This window comes from Ruegeria sp. BG11 (assembly GCF_056538565.1).
Genome location: NZ_JBQFTH010000011.1, coordinates 1 through 21295, shown reverse-complemented (window position 1 = coordinate 21295; position 21295 = coordinate 1). Strand labels below are relative to the sequence as shown.

Sequence of the window (21295 nt, the reverse complement as noted above, 5' to 3'; positions counted from 1 at the left end):
GCCTCCCGTGGTGCGGGAGCCCTACTCGCCGTAGGGCACCCAGATGTTTTTCACTTCGGTCGCAGCCTGCAGGAAGCGGCGCGAATGGTCCATGCTCCAGTCAAATGCCGTCGCGTTATTGACCCAGGTCCGTTTCAGGTTCCCGGCTGAGACGACCTCGATCTCTTTCGACAGATCCGTCGAAGAGAACGACCAGATCGCGTCCACGTTCAGGTGCGAGGCCAGCGGTCTCGCCAATTCCGCATGGCTGCCGGTCAGGATATTGACCACACCTGCGGGCACGTCCGAGGTTTCGAGGATCTGATAGAAATCGGTGGCGGCCAGCGGATACGGCTCGGATGCGGCCAGGACCACTCGGTTCCCCATGGCAATCGCAGGCGCCATGGCCGAGACCAGACCCAGCAGAGGGGCCTCATCCGCGCAGAGCGCACCGATCACGCCGAGGGGTTCCTTCATGGCGATTGCCACGCCCCGGATTGGAACGCCATGCACCTGACCGTCATATTTGTCGGCCCAGGCAGCTGCGGTAAACAAGCGCTGGATCGAGGCTTCGACCTCTTTCGCGCCGTCTTTTTTACCGGTCATGGCATCGATACGCGCAGCGAACTCACTCGCGCGGGCCGAGAGGTTCTCGCCGATATAGTATAGGATCTGTGCCCGAAGATGACCGGTGGTCTTGGACCAGCCTTTCGCACCTGACGCGGCCTCAACCGCGTTGCGGACGTCCTTGCGATTGGCAAGGCCCACGTGACCCAAAAGACCGGACTTGCCCCAGACAGGCTTGGAATACCCGCCATCCGGCCGGGCCTGCTTGCCGCCGACGTACATCTTGGCAGTGCGGTCGATGGGGTCCACCGAAGCACCTTCGCCCATGGTCGCCTCGACCTTCGCCAGAGGCTTGGCTTTGCCCTTGGGCTTGGTGTAGGCCGTTAGTCCCTCCCAACCGCCTTCACGGCCAAAACCGCTTTCGCGCACACCGCCGAACCCGGCGGCGGCGTCGAATAGGTTGGTCGCGTTGACCCAGACCACACCCGCAACCAGCTTGGGCGCGACATCAAGTGCGAGGTTCACATTCTCGGTCCAGACCGTCGCGGCCAGGCCGTAGCGTGTGTTGTTGGCCAGTTCCACGGCCTCAGCCGGGGTGCGGAAGGTCGAGGAGACCAGAACCGGGCCAAAGATCTCCTCCTGCATTAGTGGGTCCGAGGTCTCAAGCCCCGAGATCAGCGTCGGAGGGTAGTAGCAGCCGTTTTCCGGGAGTTCACAGGCTGCGTGGTGAACATGGCCTGCGGTGTTGCTGTCGACCATGGCTTTGATCGTCTGAAGCTGAACCGGGTCCACAACCGCGCCGACGTCGATGCATTTGTCCAGGGGATCACCGATGCGCAAGCCGTCCATCCGGGCGCGCAGCTTGTCGTGAAAGCGGTCGGCAATGCCCTCCTGCACCAGCAGGCGAGATCCTGCACAGCAAACCTGCCCCTGATTGAACCAGATCGCATCGACCAGACCTTCGATAGCGGAATCAATATCGGCGTCGTCGAACACGATGTAAGCGGACTTGCCGCCCAGCTCCAATGTCAGTTCCTTACCCGAGCCAGCCGTCGCCTCGCGGATACGCCGCCCCACAACGGTCGAGCCGGTAAACGCGATCTTGTCCACCTCCGCGTTCACGATCATCTCGCCCACCGCACCGTCTCCGGTCACGATATTTACGACGCCCTTGGGCAGCCCGGCCTGTGAGCAGATATCAGCGAACAGCAGCGCGGTCAGCGAGGTATATTCGGCCGGTTTCAGAACCACCGTATTCCCCATCGCCAGCGCGGGTGCGATTTTCCAGGCCAGCATCAGCAATGGGAAGTTCCAGGGGATGATCTGCCCGCACACGCCCAGCGCCTGCGCATCCGGCAGTTCGCTCTCCATCAGCTGTGCCATACCGGCGTGATAGTAAAAATGGCGCTGCGCCAGAGGGATGTCGATATCGCGCGACTCGCGGATCGGCTTGCCGTTGTCCATGCTCTCGAGCACGGCAAACAGGCGCGAATGCTTCTGCAACAGCCGCGCAATGGCATATAGATACCGCGCCCGGCCTGCGCCGCCCAGTTTCTCCCACCTGGGTTGCGCCTTGCGGGCAGCGGCGACAGCAGCGTCCACATCGGCCTGCTTGGCTTGCGTCAGCTTGGCCAGCACCTCTCCGGTCGCGGGGTTGCGGCTTTCGAACCCTTTGCCCGGTTTGGTGAAACTCCCGTCGATATAGTGACCGAACGCGTCGCCCTGATCGACCAGCCAGGCCAAGGCTTCTGCGGCACTTTCAGGGGCGGGGCCATAGTCCATGGTCTCGAAGATTTCTTTGACTGTCATTGTGTTTTTCCTCAGCCCATGGAGTGGCGATAATCGGCGGAATACGCGCCCGTCACATAATGTTCCAACTGCCGTTCGATATCGCCCAGCAGTGACGAGGCGCCAAAGCGGAACAGGTCCGGCTCCAGCCAGCGGTCGCCCAGCTCATCCTTGATCAGCGACAGATAAACCAACGCATCCTTGGCCTTGGAAATACCACCCGCAGGCTTGTACCCCACACGATACCCGGTGCGATCATAGTAGTCGCGGATCGCGCGGATCATCACCAGCGATACGGGCAGAGTAGCGTTGACGCTTTCTTTGCCGGTCGAGGTTTTGATGAAATCCGCCCCCGCCATCATGCACACCAATGAGGCGCGGGCGACGTTGCGCAGCGACCCAAGTTCGCCGGTCGCCAGAATGGCTTTGACATGCGCATCGCCGCAGGCCACGCGGAACGCCTTCATCTCGTCATACAAAGCCTGCCAATCCCCCGACAGCACGTGACGGCGTGAGATGACAATGTCGATTTCTTCCGCTCCGGCTTTTACGCTCTCTTCGATCTCGGCCACGCGCAGATGGAACGGTGACAGGCCCGCCGGAAACCCGGTGGAGACGGCTGCCACCGGAATCCCAGTGCCTTTCAAAGCCCCAACGGCAGTCTCGATCATGTCGTGATAGACGCAGACGGCCCCAGTCGTGATCGCAGGCATATCCAGCGCTTGCAGCGTTGCTGGCGCAACCGGTTGTCGGGCCTTGGCGCACAAACGGCGCACGCGTCCCACCGTGTCGTCACCTGACAGGGTGGTGAGGTCGATCATCGTGACCGCCTTCAAAAGCCACGCGGCCTGATAGTCCTTCTTCACCGACCGTCGACCGGGCAGGGTTGCCGCACGGCGTTCGATCGCCGAGGTATTGGACTGCACGGCCCGAACCCAATCCAGATCAAGATCCATTCCGGGGTTTCTGGGTTCGGTGACTTGCGGCAGATGCGCGGTGCGCACGGGGCTGTCTGAGCGCTGCGGTTCCATTCTCACATCCTTTGGGAGGTTTGCGCCAAAATCGCACGGCTTCGCGATAAATGGAAGGCAGCAGAGCGGCCTCACGGTATTTTTTTGACCATTTGGACAAATAAAATAGGATTTTGTTGCGACTAATTCGCAATAGCATTGACTTAGTTGCGAGTCGTTCTCATATTTAATCGCAATAGGGTCCGAATTCCGGAGATCAACTATGATTCGTCGCAGTTTCCTTGCTGCTCTCGCTATCGCCACCGCCATGCCGCTTGCTGCATGGGCGCAGGCGCCGCTGAAGGTCGTGGCGACGACCGGCATGATTGCCGACGCTGTGCGACAGGTCGGCGGCGATCAGGTCGAGGTCAAGGGCCTCATGGGTCCCGGCGTTGATCCGCATGCCTACCGTCAGACCCGCAGCGATATCGTCGCCATGACCCGCGCGGATCTGGTGCTGTGGCACGGTCTCTACCTTGAGGCGCAGATGGAAGATTTCTTTGAAGACCTCGGCCGCAAGCAGGCCGTGGTTGCCGTGGCCGAAAGCGTCGATAAATCGAAGCTGCGCGCGCATGACGACTATGCCGACAAATATGACCCGCATATCTGGATGAGCCCGATCCTGTGGGCCGATGTGGTCGCCAAAGTCCAAGAGACGCTAACGGAGGCCCGCCCCGAGGCTGCCGAGACTTTTGCCACAAACGCACAGGTGCATCTGGTCGAGCTGGACGCCCTGACAGCCTATGCAGAACGGGCCCTGACCGCAGTGCCCGAAGAAAGCCGCGTACTGCTGACCGCCCATGACGCCTTTGGCTATTTCGGTGCGGCCTATGGCTATGAGGTGATGGGCGTGCAGGGCATCTCGACCCAGTCCGAGGCCGGTCTGAACCGGATCGGAGAGCTGGTCGACACTCTGGTCGACCGCCAATTGACCGCTGTGTTCGTCGAAAGCTCGGTCTCGGATCGCTCGATGCGTGCACTGATCGAAGGCGCTGCGGCCAAGGGGCACAAAGTCTCGGTTGGGGGTGAGCTGTACTCCGATGCCATGGGCGAGCCAGGTACATATGAGGGCACATATGTCGGCATGCTGGATCACAATATCACCGTGATCGCAGGGGCCTTGGGGGCGGATGTTCCCGATCAGGGTCTGAACGGCAAACTGTCTGCGGGGTTTTGAGTGATGCTAGAGCTTGCAGCGGTTCAGGGTGTTTCCGTCGAAGACCAAGGGATTGAGGCCAGCCCGCTGGCTGTGCGTGGTCTGACAGTCTCATACGGTCAGAAGCCTGCTGTATTCTCGGTGGATATGACGGTTCAGCCGGGAGCGATGACCGCGATTATCGGCCCGAACGGGGCAGGGAAATCGACGCTCCTAAAGGCGGCGCTTGGCATTGTGACACCCTTGTCCGGGCAGGTCACTGTGTTCGGTCAACCGCTCGAGGAACAACGTGCCCGGATTGCCTATGTCCCGCAGCGGGCCAGTGTCGATTGGGATTTTCCGACCCGCGTGATTGATGTGGTTCTCATGGGCCTGTCGCGTCAACTGGGCCTGTTGGGTCGCGTTCGCGCGCGGCACAAGGCGGCGGCGATGGATTGCCTGAACCGCGTTGGCATGCGCGACTTTGTGGATCGTCAGATCGGCCAGCTGTCCGGAGGCCAGCAACAGCGCGTGTTTCTGGCCCGCGCCTTGGCGCAGGACGCCGATCTGTATCTGTTGGACGAGCCCTTCGCTGGTGTCGATGCGGCCACCGAAAAAGCCATCATCGCCGTGCTGAAATCGCTCAAAGAGGCGGGCAAGACCGTCGTGGTCGTCCATCACGACCTGGCCACGGTCTCGGATTATTTCGATCATGTCTTCTTGATCAACACGCGCAAGATCGCCGAAGGCTCGGTGGCGCAGGCCTTTACCGCTGAAACCCTGCAATCCGCATACGGAGGCCGCTTGGCCACCGCCCAAATCGACCAGATCTCGCGCGCGCTGGGGTAAAGAATGCTCTGGGATGCGCTCAGCCTGCAGCTTGGCTACAACGCCACGCTGGTTGCTATCGGTGCGAGTCTGCTTGGAGTCTCGGCCGGTGTGACCGGAACCTTTCTGTTTTTGCGCAAACGCGCGCTGGTCAGCGACGCGATCAGCCATGCCACCTTGCCGGGGGTCTGTCTGGCCTTCATGCTGCTGGTCGCCCTTGGTGGGGACGGGCGTAACTTGCTGGGTCTGCTGGCCGGATCGGCGGTATCGGCTTGGGTTGGTCTGCTCTGCCTAAACTGGCTAACGCGCCACACGCGACTGGCCGAGGATGCCGCCATCGGCGCGGTTCTGTCGGTGTTCTTCGGCTTTGGCATCGTCTTGCTGACCGTTATTCAGACCATGGGCGTTGGTCGGCAAGCGGGGTTGGAGGGATTCCTTCTGGGCTCAACGGCCGGGATGCTGTGGGCGGATGCCTTGATCATCGCAATCGGCGGCGCGGCGACCCTGGTGCTGGTGATGATTCTGCGGCGCCCGATGACTTTGGTGGCGTTTGATCCGGAATATGCCGCGTCCCGGGGTTTGCCCGTGCATCGCATTGACCTCGCGATGATGGGGTTGGTGATGGCGGTCACTGTGGTCGGTCTGAAAATCGTCGGCCTGATCCTGATCGTGGCTTTGCTGATCATCCCTCCGGTCACCGCGCGGTTCTGGTCCGAGCGGTCGGATCGCGTTGTCTTGCTGGCCGGTCTCGCGGGCGGTTTGGCGGGCTATATCGGCGCCGCATTGTCGGCCACTGCGCCGAATCTGCCGACTGGGCCTATCATCGTTCTGGTCAGTTTCGCCTTTTTTGTCCTGTCCCTGTTCCTCGCCCCAGTCCGCGGGGTTATGGCCGCCGTTCTGCGCCATCTGAGGTTCCAACGTCGGGTGCATATCCGGCAAGGGCTGTTAGCTTTGGCGCAAGGCCAGAAAATCTACGAACCTTTGACCCTACGCCTGTTGAGACGGGCTCACCTTGTGCGCGCCGATGGCGTGGCGACCGAGGCCGGAAAAGCTCGAGCCGCCAAAGCCTTGCGCGATGAAAAGCGGTGGGAGGTCGTACGCGCAGATCAGGCGCATGAGGCGACTGCCGCGCTGTATGATGGCCTGCGCGATATCGAAACCTTACTGACCAAGGATCAGATCGCCGAAATAGACCACCGCATCGGCGGACCACAGGGGGTTCCGGCATGAGCGGTGAGGAATTCGTACCCCTGTCGCTGACGCCGCTGCTGATCGGCACCTTCGCGGCGATTGCCTGCGCCTTGCCAGGCAATTTCCTCGTGCTGCGCAAACAGGCGCTGATCGGGGATGCGATCAGCCATGTGGTCCTGCCCGGCGTCGTTGTGGCCTTTCTGCTGACCGGAGCGATCTCAACCTGGCCCATGATGCTGGGTGCGGCGGGTGCGGCGATCGTGGCCGTTATTCTGATCGAGGCGATCAGGAGGCTGGGTCAAATCGAGCCGGGTGCGGCGATGGGTGTGGTCTTTACCACCATGTTTGCGGCAGGTGTGCTGATTTTGGAGCAGACGGATACTTCAACCGTACACTTGGACGTGGAACATGCGCTGTATGGCAATTTAGAAAGCCTGATCTGGCTGGATGCGACGGGCTGGTCCTCGCTTTGGGACCTGCAGGCCTTGGCCGGGCTGCCGCCGGAACTGCCTCGGATTGCAGTGACGATGCTGGGTGTTCTGCTGTTCACATGGCTCTTCTGGCGGCCGCTGAAAATCTCGACCTTCGATGAGGGGTTCGCGCGTACCATAGGCATCCGCACGGGCGCGCTAGGGCTGGCGTTGGTCATCGTCGCCGCGATCGCTGCTGTTGCCGCCTTTGATGCCGTCGGCTCGATCATCGTGATCGCCATGTTCATCTGCCCTCCTGCAGCGGCGCGCATGATGACCAACCGGCTGGAGACGCAAATCGCCTGGAGCGTGGGTTTCGCCATCCTCTCAGCTGTTTCGGGATATGTGCTGGCCGGGTATGGCCCGCTTTGGCTCGGCGCGGCGGACGCCGTCAGCGCGGCAGGGATGATCGCCACCATGTCCGGCGTCATCCTGGCCCTGACCGCCATTTTCGGCCCGTGCCGCACCCGAGTGGGTGCGCGCACACCTGCGTGAAGCGGCACTTTCCTGCCACTGGTTCCCGCAGGTCATCGGCTGAACTTTGCCCAGAGTAAATAAAGATGACTCTTAATAAGCAATTTAACTAATTGCATGTTAGGTCAATTACATTACCGGCTAACAACTACCACTCACTTCGGTAAGTCCGGGCAGGGTTCGGTGAGGGCGGCACAGCCAGCCCCCGAACACTGTCCGGCCCCCCTCCCTTCTTGATCTGAAAGATCGGCCGATATTACGGTTCAATCCGGTGGCAGAATCGGGCCGTGATGTGCTAGGTCTGGTGGTATGGCGCAGATGACCCCCAATATCAGCGAAACACGACCCGTTATCCGGCAGCTCGACGATGCTGCGATCAACCGCATCGCCGCGGGTGAAGTGGTCGAACGTCCGGCTGCGGCCGTCAAGGAACTGGTCGAGAATGCCATCGACGCCGGAGCCACCCGTATTGCCATAGATATCGCGGACGGGGGCAAGACCTTGATTCGTGTCACCGATGATGGCTGTGGTATCGCGCCCGAGGATCTGCCGCTGGCCTTGTCGCGCCATGCGACCTCGAAAATCGACGGGTCGGACCTTTTGAACATTCACACCTTCGGCTTTCGGGGTGAAGCTTTGCCCTCGCTCGGCGCGGTAGGTCGTTTGTCGATCACCAGCCGCGTTCCGGGGGCGAATGCGGCGTCGATTGCGGTGTCGGGCGGCAAGATGGAGGCGGTGAAGCCCGCCGCCCTTCGTGCAGGAACAGTGGTCGAACTGCGCGATTTGTTCTTCGCCACGCCGGCGCGGCTCAAGTTTATGCGAACCGATCGGGCCGAGGCTCAGGCCATTGGCGATACGGTCAAACGCCTCGCCATGGCTGAGCCTTCCGTCACGTTCACCTTGCGCGATGTTTCGGGCGGAGGTGAGGGTCGCGTGACCTTCCGCGCCGACCGCGAGAACGGCGATCTTTTCGATGCCCTCCACGCCCGTCTTGCCCGCGTGATCGGTCGCGAGTTCGCCGATAACGCCCTGCAGATTGACGCGACCCGCGAAGGTATTCGGTTGTACGGCTATGCTGCCCTTCCGACCTATTCGCGCGGGGCTGCTGTCGCGCAATACTTGTTCGTCAATGGCCGTCCGGTCCGTGACAAGATGCTAATCGGAGCACTTCGGGCCGCGTATTTCGACTTTCTTAGCCGTGACCGCCACCCGGCCGCGGCGCTGTTCATCGACTGCGATCCGACGCTGGTGGACGTGAACGTGCATCCCGCCAAGTCAGAGGTTCGGTTCCGTGATCCCGGCGTCGCTCGTGGATTGATCGTATCCGCCCTGCGCCATGCGTTGGCCGAGGCCGGGCATCGTGCGTCCTCGACCGTTGCCAACGCGACTTTGGGCGTGATGCGGCCCGAGGCGCCTCAGCCCATCCCTGCGCGGGTCTACCAGATGGACCGGCCGTCGCAGGCGGCCCGGCAAGCCGCGTATCGGGCGCAATCCCCCGGCTTTGCTGAATTGGCAAGGGACTATAGCGGCAGCATCGTTGAGCCGACCCCGGTTGTGACCCCGGTGACCGCTGAAGAACCCGCGCCTCAGGACCTGCCCTTGGGGGCAGCACGCGGTCAGGTGCATGAAAATTACATCATCGCACAAACCGCCGACGGGATGGTCATCGTCGACCAGCACGCGGCGCATGAGCGGTTGGTTTATGAAAAGCTCAAAACGCAAATGGCCGAGAACGGTGTCGCCGCGCAGGCTTTGCTGATCCCCGAGATCGTCGAACTGTCCGAAGGCGATTGCGCGCGGCTGATGGCAGTGGCCGATGACCTCTCACGCCTTGGCCTGAAGCTGGAGCCTTTTGGCGGCGGTGCCATTGCCGTGCGCGAAACCCCTGCCATTCTGGGCGAGGTTGATGCCCGCGCGATGATCCTGGATATCCTCGATGAGCTTGCCGATCAGGGCGACAGCCAAATGGTGCAGGCGCGGATTGAGGCGATCCTCAGCCGCGTTGCCTGCCATGGTTCGATCCGCTCTGGCCGCCGGATGCGGGCCGAGGAAATGAACGCCCTGCTGCGCGAGATGGAGGCCACCCCGCATTCCGGTCAATGCAACCACGGGCGACCCACTTATGTTGAACTGAAACTCAGCGATATCGAGCGTCTGTTCGGGCGCAGTTGATCCGGTATCGCGAAGCGTTTAAGAAGATAGAAACAAAACAAGAACATACAGGTTCATATGATCGAGATTGCAGGCACCCAATATGCACTGAATGACCCCGTAATCCTCGTTGCGGGTGGCGTTCTGGCGCTGATCCTTTTGTTGCCGTTCCTGTCGCTGCGGGCGTCCCAGCGTTCCGCGCAAATGGCGGAACCTCTGGCGCGTCAGATGGCGCATCTGGGGCAACATGTGCAGGCTTTGGGGCAGGGGCAGGAGCAATTGCGTGGAGGGTTGCAGCACGTCTCGGACACGCAGGCCAATGCGCAGGTGCAGGTGATCCAAACGGTCGAATCCCGCTTGTCCTCGGTACAGCAACAGATGAATGACCGGCTGGCCGACAATGCCATGAAATCAGCCCGCGCGCTGGCTGAGATGCAGGAGCGGATGAAGGAATCTCTGCACGGGTCCTCTAAGCAGACCGCGACCTCGCTGACGCAGTTGCAGGAGCGGTTGGCCGCCATCGACAAGGCGCAGGACAACATCACCAAGCTGTCCGGCGATGTGTTGTCGCTGCAGGATATCCTGTCGAACAAACAGACTCGGGGCGCGTTTGGTGAGATTCAGCTGAATGACATAGTCTCCAAAGCGCTGCCGCATGACAGTTTCCAGCTGCAGGCGACCCTCTCGAACGGACGCCGGGCGGATTGTCTGATCCATCTGCCGAACCCTCCGGGGCCCATAGTGATCGACAGCAAATTCCCGTTGGAGGCCTATGAGGCGCTGATTGGATCGACCAATGACGCCGAGCTGAAGGCGGCGGTTCAGATGTTCCGCAGCACGGTGCGCAAACATATCAACGATATCGCTGAGAAATACATTCTGGATGGCGAAACCGCCGATGGCGCGCTGATGTTCCTGCCGTCCGAGGCGGTCTATGCCGAGTTGCACGCCAAATTCCCCGAATTGGTGCAGGAGAGTTTTACCAAACGCGTCTGGATCGTATCGCCGACCACCTGTATGGCGACGCTGAATACGATGCGCGCGATCCTCAAGGACGCACGGATGCGCGAACAAGCAGGCGCCATCCGCAAAGAGCTGGGAATGCTGCACAAGGATGTCGAGCGTCTGGGCGACCGCGTTGCCAATTTGGATCGCCATTTCGGGCAGGCGGCCAAGGATATCTCGGACATCAAGATCAGTGCGGAAAAAGCTGGCCGCAGGGCGCAACGGCTTGATAACTTTGATTTTGAGGAATTGGCGCCAGAGGCCCCCTCGGAGGTCGTCCCTTTAACACGGCACGAGGGCTGAGTGCGCATCCTGACAAACAGGTTGCAGAATGAAAAATGCGGCGCACCCGCCTGAAATTGACCAACTGCTGAGAACGGCCGAGCAGGACGCAGAGCAGATCGTTGGCCTGTTGCGGATGGGTGTCGCAGCGGGCCTTGGTGTCTTTTTCCTCGTCACCATCCAACCGGTTTCGAACAGCGGACATGCGGTTCTAGAGCGCCAATGGGCGTTCGCGTTCGGAACCCTCTTTGCCTATTTCCTGCTTGGTTTCGTGACATGGGTCGCGGCCCGCAAGGGGCGCTTTTCGGGTTGGATGGCCTGGCCTGTGTCGGGCGCAGATTCTGTGTTCCTGATTGTCTCGGTTTGGTTGGGCTTGCTCAATACCGGCCTTGTCGGGGACGAGGTCTTCGTTTTGCCTGCCGTATGGCTGGCCCCTGTGGTTCTGGCTTTCGGAGTATTGCGCGGCAACCCCAAGGTCATGTTTATGCAGGTTGTCTTGCTGTCGCTTGGGTTTCTGTTCCTGATCGGGATAGATGCGGGATCCGCGAGGGGTCACACAGACAGTCCTATCTGGCTGTTTCTGGCACCCCCTCCCAACCTGATCCGTGTCTTCATGATAGCCCTGGCCGGGGTGGTTCTGATCGTCGCCGCAAGGCGGGTTCACAAATTGCTGTTTCAATCCATAACTGAGGCGCAGCGTCGCGCGAACCTGACGCGCTACCTGCCCTCACAGGTCGTGCAGGACCTTGGTGACAGCGGATTGGCGGCGTTGAAGAACGGACGCCGCCAGAAGGCCGGTTTGATTTTCATCGACCTGCGCGGATTCACAACACTGTCGCAACAGCTCGAGCCGGATGAGGTCTCTGAACTGGTCTCGGACTACAGACGCCGGGTCTCGGCTGTTGTGCGTCGGGAAAACGGGATCATCGACAAGTTCATCGGAGACGCGGTCATGATCGTGTTTGACGGAGAGCAGGCCGCAAAACGCTGCCTGAACTGCGGCGCAGGACTGTTGGACGAAATGGCCCGCTGGACCGCCGAGCGCAAATCGGCGGGCGTTCCGTCCCTTGGCACCGGAATCGGCTTGCATTGGGGTGAGGTGTTTCTCGGCGTGATAGGCGATCAGGACAGGCTGGAGTTTTCGGTGTTCGGAGACGCGGTGAACATAGCCGCGCGACTGGAAAGCCTGACCCGCGATCTGGAAATGGACTTGATCGTCTCGAAAGACCTTGTGACAGCGGCCGGAGGGCCGGGCCTCTTGGACAGGCTGGTCAGCATCCCCCCGATCGAGGTCAAGGGCCGCAGCGGCGCGTTAGAGCTTTTGGGTGTTCCTATCCGGTCTTAAAACGCCGAAGTCGACAGCTAGCCCAAGTAGCAACTTACTGGATCGACAGGTCCAGATTGTAGCCCACGGTTTTGCCCGTATCCCGGTCATTTCCCATCAGATAGACACGGATCGTATAGTCCCCGTCCTCTGGCAGATCGATGCGGGCAGTGTTGCCGTCAATCGAGCCGTTATAGATCGCGACGCCATCGCTGCCGGGGGGCAGGATGTTGAAATAGACCACACCATTGCCGTTGGTGTCGCTGACCTTGAGATCGGCAAACATCTCTTGCCCGGCTTTCGCGCCGAGCGAGTAGTCGAAATACTCATCTCCGGTCACGGTACCGTTGACCATTGTGCCAAAGTTGCCTGACTCGAACTTCACATCGGCCTTCATCTGGGCAGATGCGATTGTGGCAAAGCACGCAAAGCCAAGCGCGATCAAACATGTTCGGTTCATGAAATATCTCCTGTCAGAGGCAGTTCTGATCCGAACTATACATGATCAGATCCGCAGGAAGGGCTGGAAAAGGCGCGGCATCAGTCTGCTAAACTTCAGCGGTGCGTCCGTGACGGCCAAGCAGATGCAATTCTCGGTGATGTCCGCCGTCGGCGTGTGATGCAGGTCTTCATCTGCAATCTCGACATCGCCGCGGGCAAAGCGGTCAACCTCATCCGAGAAGGCGCCCTGAAGAACCATCGTCAGTTCAGTGCCGTTGTGGCTGTGATCCGGGACGGCGACACCTGCGGGAATGAACAGCAAGCGGGCGGTGGCCTCTTTGCTGGTCGGCAGGATCGCCTGTTTCACGCCCATGCCAATCGGTTTCCACTGAATGTCATCAACTGTCCCACCGACGTAGTCTTGCAGGGGGGTCGGCAGGATGGCGCAGCCCGGACGAGCGGGCTTGGGGGTCGGTGCGCCTTGCGAGATCAGGGCCATCGTTGCGGCAAGGGATGTGTCGCTCATGCTGACTGCATCGGGTTGTGCATCCAGAACATGTCCGCCCACGGCCTCGTAGCTTTCGGCGCGCGCACGGCAGTGGTCGCACAGCGACAGATGGGTTGCTACCATCAGGTCGAACGCCTCGGGCAGAGAGCCGGCGGCATAGGCCATCAGCAGCTCATCTGTCAGGTGATGTTTAATCGACTGGCTCATCTTGCTCATCTCAGTTCATCGCGTGGCGCAAGCGGTCCAGCGCCAACCTTATACGTGATTTGATCGTTCCCAGGGGCAACCCAGTCTGAGACGCAATCTCTCGGTGACTCAAATCACCGAAATACGCCTTCTCGATCAGTTCTCTCTGCGCTTCGGGCAACGCCAGCATGGCGGTGCGCAGCTGCGCGGTTTCCTGTTGCAGCGCAAGGACATCGTCCTGATCCGGCTCAGCCTCGGGGCCCCATCCCAGTTCCTCGGGTTCAGGGCGACGTTGCTTGCGCAGGACGTCAATGCGCTTGTTCCGAGCGATGGTGAACACCCAAGTGGCCACCGTGGCCCGCGACGGATCGAACAGATGGGCCTTGTGCCACAAGGTCGCCATCACCTCTTGCGCGCATTCTTCGGCCAGCGCGGCGTCGGATCCTGACTTCATCAGGAACGCTTTGATACGCGGCGCGAAATGCTGGAACAGTTCGGCAAATGCCGCCTGGTCCTGCGCGTCTCGAATGCGCCTGACATGGTCCACCCACTCGGTCCTGGTGTCGCAACTGCCGTTCGTTCCGTTCACCTGTCTACCCTTGATGCGTTTCTTTGCGCGCCAAGGCTGAGGGGCGGCCTGTTCAGCCGCAGGTTCGTCCAAGGTCACGGTATTGATCTCGGTAAACATAACCGGATTACGCGGGGGGCACCAAGGCGGATCACTTTCATGCGACAAAAAAAGTCCAAACCGGGGTGGATTCCGTATTTCAAATGACGTCTCTTTTCTGAAAAGGGCGCAAGTCGAACAATTTACGGGCAAAGCAGGACGCGCGGCGGAATGAAAAATATCGACCACATAGCAGGTTACACCTATCACGGTCGCAAAGGGGCGATTGAAAACGCCTTTCGCTATTCGGTCGATTACATCGTGCTGGACCCCGAGGCCGATCTGTCCACGCCGCTGCTTTTTTCGGTCGACCGCGTGAACATCACCAATTGGCGCAGCTCAGATCACGGTGGTGAACCTGGGCAAGGGATCGGAGCCCCATGGCTGCGCGCCCGGTTTGAGGAACTGGAGGTGCCCCAGCCTGCGCAGATCATGCTACTGACTCAGCCGAGAGTTTTGGGCCATGTTTTCAACCCGGTCAGTTTCTGGTTCTGTTTCGATCGGGATGGGCAGCTTTACGCTGTGGTTGCCGAGGTCACGAACACTTACGGGACACGCCACAGCTATGTCTGCCACAAGACGGGTTTTGCGGCCATCGACCCCTCGGACCGGGTGGTGGCGGACAAGCTGATGCATGTGTCGCCCTTCCAGAAGATTGAAGGGAACTACACGTTCCGCTTCGACTATCGCCCCGACCGTGTTGGGGTTTGGATCGACTATGGGCGTGAAGGAGGCGGGCTGATCGCCACGCTGACGGGTCCGCGCCAGCCGCTGACCAACCGCGCTATTTTGTGGTCTTTGCTGCGCCGTCCGTTTGGTGCACGGCGCACCTTCGCGCTGATCGTGTGGCAGGCAATCAAGCTGTGGATCAAAAAAGCCCGCTTTCGTCCGTTCCGCACCGCTCCTGTTCCGGATCAGCCTGTGTCGCGGGTTCGGCGATAGTTGCCCCTCTGTTTGCGTAAGATCAAAGACTCAACGCGCGTGTCGGGGTCTGATGTGTCGAAACCGCGAACAAAAGGAGCTGAAGGTATGTTGGAAATTTCGGCAAGGAAAGTGGCTCAGGTTGCTATGATGGGGCGTGAGCTGGGACGGGCCGAAGGTGAGTTACGCGCCTTTGTCGACCGGATGAGCGAGGATGAGCAAGCCGAACTGGTCGCCATCATGTGGGTCGGGCGCGAAAGCTTTTTTGCCGAGGATCTTGCCGAGGCCATTGCCACCGCCAAGTCTGAGGCTTCAACCCCATGTGCAGACTATCTGATCGGCACACCGCATCTGTCGGACCATCTCGAGAACGGGTTGGATGCCTTGGGCATATCGGCTGAGGATATCGAGAACGATCTGATGTAGCCGAAGGTTCCGGATAGCGCGCGCCATCGCGCTCCATCTTCCTAAAGAAACTTTAATGGAACGCTGCTTTTTGGTTAACGCAGCGTCCCTTTATTTGATGTCAGTACTGCACTGAAAATCAAATTTAGGAGGAAAAGAAATGGCACATACACATACTGCAGAAGCCCGGACTGGCCTCTTTGGCGGTTTGTTCTCGAACTACGCGGACGCAAAGGTCGAGTTTTTTCGGAGACGCATTTTCTCGAACACGGTGCGCAATCTGGAAAGACTTTCGGATCACCAACTCGCGGATATCGGGATTGATCGGAGCGAGATCAAACAGCGCGCCTATGAGAGCGTTTTCAACGGCGCCCCGCTTCGACATTGAAACAGGGCCCGCGACCGTTCGCAAACGCCGTTTTTTTAATGAGTGAGGTAACGAATATGTTTGATGTCATCCCGCCCGTATATCAGCCAACGCCATCTGCTACAGCTCTGCTGTTGTTTGATCGCGCCATGCGTATCAAGGCCATAAGTCCGGAAATTGTGCGTGCCGCGCAGTATCTGGATGGCTTGAGCGACAATCAGTTGGCCGAGTTGGGCATAAACCGCAGCGATATCGAGGACACGATCAATCGATATATCTGACGCTCGGGCGTCGTAAGGAAAGCCAGGCTTCGAAATGGAAATAATACGAGATTGAAGGCCATTCCAGACATGCTGGGATGGCCTTTTTCTTTTTGCCGGCTGGTTAACTCAGGTGATCCACGATTTGCAGATGCTGCGCGAGCGCGTCGATTTCACCCATCCAGCCATGCACCAGTTTCGGGTCGCTGGGCGCTGCGTGAACGCCAGCAGGGATGGCGCGGTTCAGTACGGCTTCAACCGCCAGCGAAACCGGGATCGACACCAGACGCGCCATCGCGGTGCCGCGTTCATCGCCCCAGGCATCCATGACGTAGGTTTTGTGCCAAACCTCAATGCCATCTTTCTCGGCCTTCAGGCCGACGCACAGCACCACGCGGTCAGGCTCGCCTTCGTCATAAGCGTTTTCGGCCCAGAACTGGTCCGACATCTCTTTCAGACGTGCGTCACCTTCGGGGCCAGAGAGGGCTTCGATTTCGGTGAACACGTCGGTCCAGGCGTCGGTCCAACCGTTCAGGCGCAATGTGCCGCGGACGAATTCTTTGACCGGCCAGTGATCCTCGAATTGGTATTCGGCCATGAAGGGCAGCGAGTCGCGATTTGGGTAGACCTCAAAGCTCTCGGGGGTTGGCAGCGGCGCGATATAGCTGCTGATCGCGTCCCAGGGGCGGGCGACGTTCAGCGGGGCATAGTCGCGGATCGATTTTGACGGTGAGCGAAGCGCCTTTAGGACGCCCAAGGGCGACCAGCTGAACTTGTAGCGGAACGGGTTCGGGTTCTTGGGGATGCCGCCGCAATACGAGATGAAGCTCAGGTGGTTCTGCGCGTCGAACGCCTCCGAGGCGCGGTAGTCGGCCACCAAAGCATGCGCCATCAGGTGGTCGATGCCCGGGTCCAGCCCGACCTCATTGACCAAAGCCACACCAGCCTCGCGTGCCTTGTCGTCCAACGCACGCATTTCGGGGGCAATGTAGGAGGACGAGACAAAGTTCGCTTCCTTGGAGATCGCCAGTTCCGCCAGCGGCACGTGCCAGTCGCCCGGCAGCATCGAGACGATCACATCACCTTTCTCCAGCACCGCGCCCAGAGCGTCGATGTCGAAGGCACGGATGTCGTCGGTCAGGTCACCGACCTCGGCCTTGGCCTTTTCGATGGTTCGGTTCCAGACGGTAACCTTGTGCCCGCCTTCGATCAGGCGGCGCAGGCCGGGGATGGCCGACAGGCCGGTGCCACACCAGTGAATCGTCATCGCTCAGAGTCCTTCGATATGAGTTTTGTAGGTTGCTTCTGCCCGACCCCAGACGCCGCTGTCCAGATCGGTGAGCGTCAGCAGGGACGGCAGCAGTTGCGCCGCGTAGTCTTGTGAGCTTTCGACCGGCAGCATTGAGGGCAGGTTGTCGATGGCCATCACGTCCATCACCGGGTCGGTCGCAACGCGCAGGGCGGGGGCCTCCCACGTGGTGGCGCGGTCATAGACCGGGACCGGGTTATAGTCGCTGTCCGGGTCACAGGCCACGTCGCCGATGGCGGTCAGCTTGCGCGGTGCGGTCAGAGCGTCACGCGGGACAAAGACCGGCGTGCCGGGGCGCGCGAAGATGCAGTTCAGGAACAGGTCATGATCCAGGATGTCCGGGAAGGGCCCTCCGCTTGCGGTTTCCGCCATGTCCCATTTGGTGACGGGGACACCCATCGCCTCGCACATATCTGCGGCACCCGTACCCACTCGGCCTAACGCGCCGATAACGATGGCACGGGGGCGGTCGGCGCCGGTGGCGTCCAACTCGGCCAGCAATTCGGCGTTGAGCGCATCTTTGTTGGCATAGACGCCTACGGGCGGGCATTCCTGTCCGCGTTGCTGCGCGGCCCATGTTTTCAGCGTGACCGCCGCGCCCGCATATCCAGCCCAATAGCCAAAGGCAGCGACGCGTCGGCCGTCTTCGTCGACCAGATATTCCAGATCATAGAGGGTGCCGCCCCCGGCCTTGAACCGCTCCAGCAGTGCCCGACCCGAATGTTGGCCCTTGTAGGCATGGCCGAACATGATGTGGCGATGCGGCAGGGGGGTGCCGTCTTCGGGCAGCTCTTTCAGGCCGAAGATGATCGCGTCCTGCGGGGCCTCGGGCCAGCTGTTTTCAGCCGCGATTTCGCAGCCTGCTTCCTTGTAGCCGTCCAGCGGGATGGCACGGGCAGAGCTTTCCTCGACCGTCACACGAACGCCTGCCGCGATCAGTTCGGCGGCGCCTTCGGGGGTCAGCCCGACCCGATCCTCGTTCGGGCGCTGTTCTGCCCGGACCCAGAGATGTGTCATTGTCATTCCTTTTGTCAGAGCATTCCGGCGGCACGGACCGCTTGAACGGAAGGGCGTGCCTCCATCGCTTCGCGGAATGCGAGGATTTTGGGGAAGGCCGAGACATCTACGCCGTCGCCCTCCAGCCAACTGCACACCACATAGAGGTAGGCATCGGCAAGCGAGAAGGTCTCACCCAGTACAAACGGCCCGCGCAGCCCGTTCGACGAGATGTATTTGCAGGACGCGGTCATGGTCTGCGCGACCTTATCCTTCATGTCTTTCCAGCTGGATTTCTTGTCGGCCCAGCGGTGCCCGCGCATCTTGTGGGCATGGTTCACATGCATGGTCGAGGCGAGGTAGTACATCACCTCGCGCATCCGCGCGGCCATGACCGGGTCTTCGGGGACCAATCCGGCTTGCGGCGCGATGGTTGCGATATAGTCGAGCAACGCGCCGGTTTCGGTCAGGATACCGCCATCCACCGCCAGCGCCGGAACCCGGCCCTTTGGGTTGATCTGCTTGTAGGCGGGTTTGGTCTGTTCGCCATTGGCAAAGTCCAACCGGATCGCCTCATAGTCCAGACCGGCCTCCTCCAGCGCTATGGCGACAGCGACCGAGATGGTGCGGGGAGCGTAGTAAAGCTGCATCGAGACCTCCTTACAGATGGGTCTGGGCGAACTGACGGTCTGGCGCTTCCAGATGCGGGGTCGCGTTGAACAGAACCGGGCTGAGCTGCGCTCCAATCGGGTGGAGGCGGTGCATCGAAGTGTTCATGATGGCAAGCGCCACCCGCGCCATCGACGGGATATCCAGACCCATCGCCTGCCGCACAACCATCGAGATCAACCCGCCCGAAGTTACAACAATGGCCGGCCCACCCTCGGTTCCGATCTCATGCAGGGCGTCACTGACGCGCGTTTCGAACTGCTCGAAACTTTCGGGTGCGTCCTGAATGTCGCCATCTGCCCAGGCAGCGAATGTGCGGGGCAGGTGATCAACAAACCCTTCGCGATCTGTCGGGATCGCCACACCGTGCTGTTCATGAAACAGCTGCGCCAGGGTGAAATACTCGATCTCATTCAGGCGTGCATCGCGAACCGGCTCAGGCAGCCCCATGCTGGAGGCCGTTTCAACATGCCGGGTCAGCGTGCCGCAATAGACGCGCGGATAATGTGCCCGCGTGTCGCGCAGATGCGCGCCCAGCCAGCGCGCCTGCTGGTGGCCCAGATCGCTGAGCTTGTCATAGTTTACCTCGTCCCGCGCTGCCGTGTTGGCCTGACCGTGACGAACCAGTGTGATATGTGACATGGCGGTCCCTCTTGCTGGCAAGTCTTAGGGCAGGTTCCGGGCCGGGGCCAGAGGGGTTCGGCAAAAATCGAAGGGTGATTGCAGGTTGCCAGCCGGGCGCTATGGTTGGCCGCGCAAGACGTTTGGGGGGAGTTCATGGCAATCAACGAAAACCGCTTTTTGGCCGATCTGCACAAGCTGCGCGAATTCGGAGCCTCGGGCGTGGGCAAAGGCGTCATCCGCCCAGCCTTTTCCGAGGCCGACATTGCCGCCCGGACATGGCTGGCAAGCCGGATGGCAGATGCGGGCCTGACCCCGCAATTTGATCCGGTCGGGAACCTGTTTGGTTTGGCCGAAGGGCCGTCCTTGCTGATGGGGTCACATAGCGACAGCCAGCCCGAGGGCGGCTGGCTCGACGGTGCTTTGGGCGTAATCGCTGCGCTTGAGATTGCGCGCAGCAGCGATCAGCCTGTCTCGGTTGTCAGCTTTCAAGATGAAGAGGGCCGGTTTGGCGTCACAACAGGCTCGGCCATCTGGTCGGGCGGGCTGCCTTTGGATCAGGCGGACAAGCTGACCGACCATGCGGGTATACCCTTCGCCACGGCTCGGGGTGCGATGGGCGATCTGGCCGAGGGCTTTGTCGATCCTACCCGTTTCACAGGCTTCATCGAGATGCATATCGAGCAAGGCCCGATGCTTGATACCCAGAAAGAGCAAATCGGCGTTGTCACCGACATCGTCGGCATACGCGATATGGTTGTTCAGTTCGACGGTCAGCAGAACCACGCCGGAACCACGCCGATGCATCTGCGTCGCGACGCGTTTCAGGCTCTGTCTGCGTTCAACACCCGTCTGAACGACCGGTTCAGAAACGTGGTTACGCCGCAAACCGTCTGGACCATTGGGCATGTAGATCTGCACCCCAACGCCTCGTCCATTGTACCGGGCCGAGTGCGGTTTTCGATGCAATGGCGTGACGGGGATGCCGACCGTCTGGCAAGGATGGAGGAGATCATTCGCGCTACAGCCGCCGAGATCGCCGCAGAGATGGGCATGAGCCTGAGCTACGGCCCGATGCTAGGGCTGGAGCCGGTGGCCATGGACCTCTCGCTGCGCGCAGCTTTGGAGCATGGGGCCGAACAGGTTGCGCCCGGCAAATGGCGCAGGATGCCCTCGGGGGCGCTTCATGACGCCACCAACGTCTCGCGCCTGATGCCGGTTGCCATGCTGTTTGTGCCGTCTATCAATGGAATCAGTCACGATTTTGCCGAGGATACCGCCGAAAGTGACCTGATCGCCGGGCTTCATGTGCTGGATCACGCCGTTCAAAGGCTGCAGCCAAAACCGTTGTGAATTGTAGCGAATACGCAAATTCTCGATTGTCTGCATGGCCATAGCCAAACTCCGAGTTGAACACGCGGCTTCGAAAACGTGCCAGTTAACAGCACTGGGAATATCGTCTGTTGCCTAACGGAAAAAAGTTTCCTATAGGAACATTGCCGATGCATGCGTTCGTATACATGCCCGCTCTGGCTGCGGTTCTGGGCCGAAACACCAAGGCTGAATCGTTGCATTAGATCCAGCTTGGGGCAAACTTACGGGTATGCGTTCCGACCAATCGATACGAAAAGGTATCTGCCATGACCGACGCACCGAATCGCACTCCACTTTACTCTCTTCATGTTGAGTTGGGTGGAAAGATGGTTGATTTTGCGGGCTGGGAGATGCCTGTTCAGTATCC

21 protein-coding genes are annotated in these 21295 nt (G+C 60.3%); 12 read left to right on the top strand and 9 right to left on the bottom strand.

All coding sequences use genetic code 11. The annotated features are described in order from the left end of the window. Positions 1-21: 21 nt before the first annotated feature. Together ACR0JF_RS17370 and deoC are read right to left on the bottom strand one after the other, a co-directional pair. On the bottom strand, positions 22-2355 hold the full coding sequence (locus ACR0JF_RS17370; protein WP_170661974.1) for an aldehyde dehydrogenase family protein: 2334 nt from the start codon (positions 2353-2355) through the stop codon (positions 22-24). A gap of 11 nt (positions 2356-2366) precedes the next feature. Then, positions 2367-3365: a deoxyribose-phosphate aldolase gene (gene deoC / locus ACR0JF_RS17365; protein ID WP_170661976.1), complete on the bottom strand. Its 999-nt coding sequence runs from the start codon at positions 3363-3365 to the stop codon at positions 2367-2369. 202 nt (positions 3366-3567) lie between these two features. Here deoC and ACR0JF_RS17360 point away from each other — a divergent pair, with 202 nt between their 5' ends. The 7 genes from ACR0JF_RS17360 to ACR0JF_RS17330 all read left to right on the top strand — a co-directional run bounded on the left by ACR0JF_RS17360 (position 3568) and on the right by ACR0JF_RS17330 (position 12225). Further along, positions 3568-4521, top strand: coding sequence for a metal ABC transporter solute-binding protein, Zn/Mn family (locus tag ACR0JF_RS17360; RefSeq protein ID WP_170661978.1), 954 nt, complete (start codon positions 3568-3570; stop codon positions 4519-4521). Positions 4522-4524: 3 nt separating this feature from the next. Beyond that, complete coding sequence (locus ACR0JF_RS17355; protein ID WP_170661981.1) at positions 4525-5328, top strand: metal ABC transporter ATP-binding protein; 804 nt, start codon at positions 4525-4527, stop codon at positions 5326-5328. Positions 5329-5331: 3 nt separating this feature from the next. Next, on the top strand, positions 5332-6537 hold the full coding sequence (locus ACR0JF_RS17350; RefSeq protein WP_170661983.1) for a metal ABC transporter permease: 1206 nt from the start codon (positions 5332-5334) through the stop codon (positions 6535-6537). Beyond that, positions 6534-7463, top strand: a complete 930-nt coding sequence (locus ACR0JF_RS17345; protein ID WP_170661984.1) for a metal ABC transporter permease — start codon at positions 6534-6536, stop codon at positions 7461-7463. The genes ACR0JF_RS17350 and ACR0JF_RS17345 overlap by 4 nt, the downstream gene beginning before the upstream one ends. A gap of 288 nt (positions 7464-7751) precedes the next feature. Further along, positions 7752-9614, top strand: a complete 1863-nt coding sequence (gene mutL, locus ACR0JF_RS17340; protein WP_170661986.1) for a DNA mismatch repair endonuclease MutL — start codon at positions 7752-7754, stop codon at positions 9612-9614. A 57-nt stretch (positions 9615-9671) separates the two neighbouring features. Beyond that, positions 9672-10901, top strand: a complete 1230-nt coding sequence (locus ACR0JF_RS17335) for a DNA recombination protein RmuC (RefSeq protein WP_170661988.1) — start codon at positions 9672-9674, stop codon at positions 10899-10901. Between the two features lie 28 nt (positions 10902-10929). Beyond that, positions 10930-12225, top strand: a complete 1296-nt coding sequence (locus tag ACR0JF_RS17330) for an adenylate/guanylate cyclase domain-containing protein (RefSeq protein ID WP_170661990.1) — start codon at positions 10930-10932, stop codon at positions 12223-12225. 34 nt (positions 12226-12259) lie between these two features. Here ACR0JF_RS17330 and ACR0JF_RS17325 read toward each other — a convergent pair whose 3' ends face one another. The 3 genes from ACR0JF_RS17325 to ACR0JF_RS17315 are packed head-to-tail and all read right to left on the bottom strand — an operon-like array spanning position 12260 to position 13886. Next, entirely contained in the window at positions 12260-12664 is a 405-nt protein-coding gene (locus ACR0JF_RS17325; RefSeq protein ID WP_170661992.1) for a hypothetical protein, read from the bottom strand. Between the two features lie 45 nt (positions 12665-12709). Then, positions 12710-13360 (bottom strand): ChrR family anti-sigma-E factor, encoded by a 651-nt coding sequence (locus ACR0JF_RS17320; protein ID WP_170662024.1) that lies wholly within the window; start codon positions 13358-13360, stop codon positions 12710-12712. Positions 13361-13370: 10 nt separating this feature from the next. Beyond that, positions 13371-13886: a sigma-70 family RNA polymerase sigma factor gene (locus tag ACR0JF_RS17315; RefSeq protein ID WP_475220036.1), complete on the bottom strand. Its 516-nt coding sequence runs from the start codon at positions 13884-13886 to the stop codon at positions 13371-13373. Between the two features lie 291 nt (positions 13887-14177). Here ACR0JF_RS17315 and ACR0JF_RS17310 point away from each other — a divergent pair, with 291 nt between their 5' ends. From ACR0JF_RS17310 to ACR0JF_RS17295, 4 genes are all read left to right on the top strand, one after another. Next, positions 14178-14948: a DUF1365 domain-containing protein gene (locus ACR0JF_RS17310; RefSeq protein ID WP_170661994.1), complete on the top strand. Its 771-nt coding sequence runs from the start codon at positions 14178-14180 to the stop codon at positions 14946-14948. Positions 14949-15035: 87 nt separating this feature from the next. Next, the gene (locus tag ACR0JF_RS17305; RefSeq protein WP_170661996.1) at positions 15036-15353 is read left to right on the top strand and encodes a DUF3775 domain-containing protein; all 318 of its coding nucleotides are present in this window, start codon (positions 15036-15038) and stop codon (positions 15351-15353) included. 139 nt (positions 15354-15492) lie between these two features. Continuing rightward, on the top strand, positions 15493-15720 hold the full coding sequence (locus ACR0JF_RS17300) for a DUF1127 domain-containing protein (RefSeq protein ID WP_170473216.1): 228 nt from the start codon (positions 15493-15495) through the stop codon (positions 15718-15720). A 56-nt stretch (positions 15721-15776) separates the two neighbouring features. After that, positions 15777-15980 carry a DUF1127 domain-containing protein gene (locus ACR0JF_RS17295; protein WP_170473219.1) on the top strand — a complete coding sequence of 68 codons (204 nt, stop codon included), beginning with the start codon at positions 15777-15779 and terminating at the stop codon, positions 15978-15980. A 103-nt stretch (positions 15981-16083) separates the two neighbouring features. On the opposite strand, the gene ACR0JF_RS17290 is transcribed toward ACR0JF_RS17295, so the two are convergent. The 4 genes from ACR0JF_RS17290 to ACR0JF_RS17275 are packed head-to-tail and all read right to left on the bottom strand — an operon-like array spanning position 16084 to position 19575. Then, the gene (locus tag ACR0JF_RS17290; RefSeq protein WP_170661998.1) at positions 16084-17226 is read right to left on the bottom strand and encodes a saccharopine dehydrogenase C-terminal domain-containing protein; all 1143 of its coding nucleotides are present in this window, start codon (positions 17224-17226) and stop codon (positions 16084-16086) included. Between the two features lie 3 nt (positions 17227-17229). Then, positions 17230-18285 carry a saccharopine dehydrogenase gene (locus tag ACR0JF_RS17285; protein WP_170662000.1) on the bottom strand — a complete coding sequence of 352 codons (1056 nt, stop codon included), beginning with the start codon at positions 18283-18285 and terminating at the stop codon, positions 17230-17232. Positions 18286-18299: 14 nt separating this feature from the next. Continuing rightward, the gene (locus tag ACR0JF_RS17280; protein ID WP_170662002.1) at positions 18300-18914 is read right to left on the bottom strand and encodes a glutathione S-transferase family protein; all 615 of its coding nucleotides are present in this window, start codon (positions 18912-18914) and stop codon (positions 18300-18302) included. Between the two features lie 10 nt (positions 18915-18924). After that, positions 18925-19575 carry a histidine phosphatase family protein gene (locus ACR0JF_RS17275; protein WP_170482228.1) on the bottom strand — a complete coding sequence of 217 codons (651 nt, stop codon included), beginning with the start codon at positions 19573-19575 and terminating at the stop codon, positions 18925-18927. A gap of 135 nt (positions 19576-19710) precedes the next feature. On the opposite strand from ACR0JF_RS17275, the gene ACR0JF_RS17270 reads away from it, so the two are divergent. Then, positions 19711-20907, top strand: coding sequence for a Zn-dependent hydrolase (locus ACR0JF_RS17270; protein ID WP_170662004.1), 1197 nt, complete (start codon positions 19711-19713; stop codon positions 20905-20907). The last annotated feature ends 388 nt before the right edge of the window (positions 20908-21295 follow it).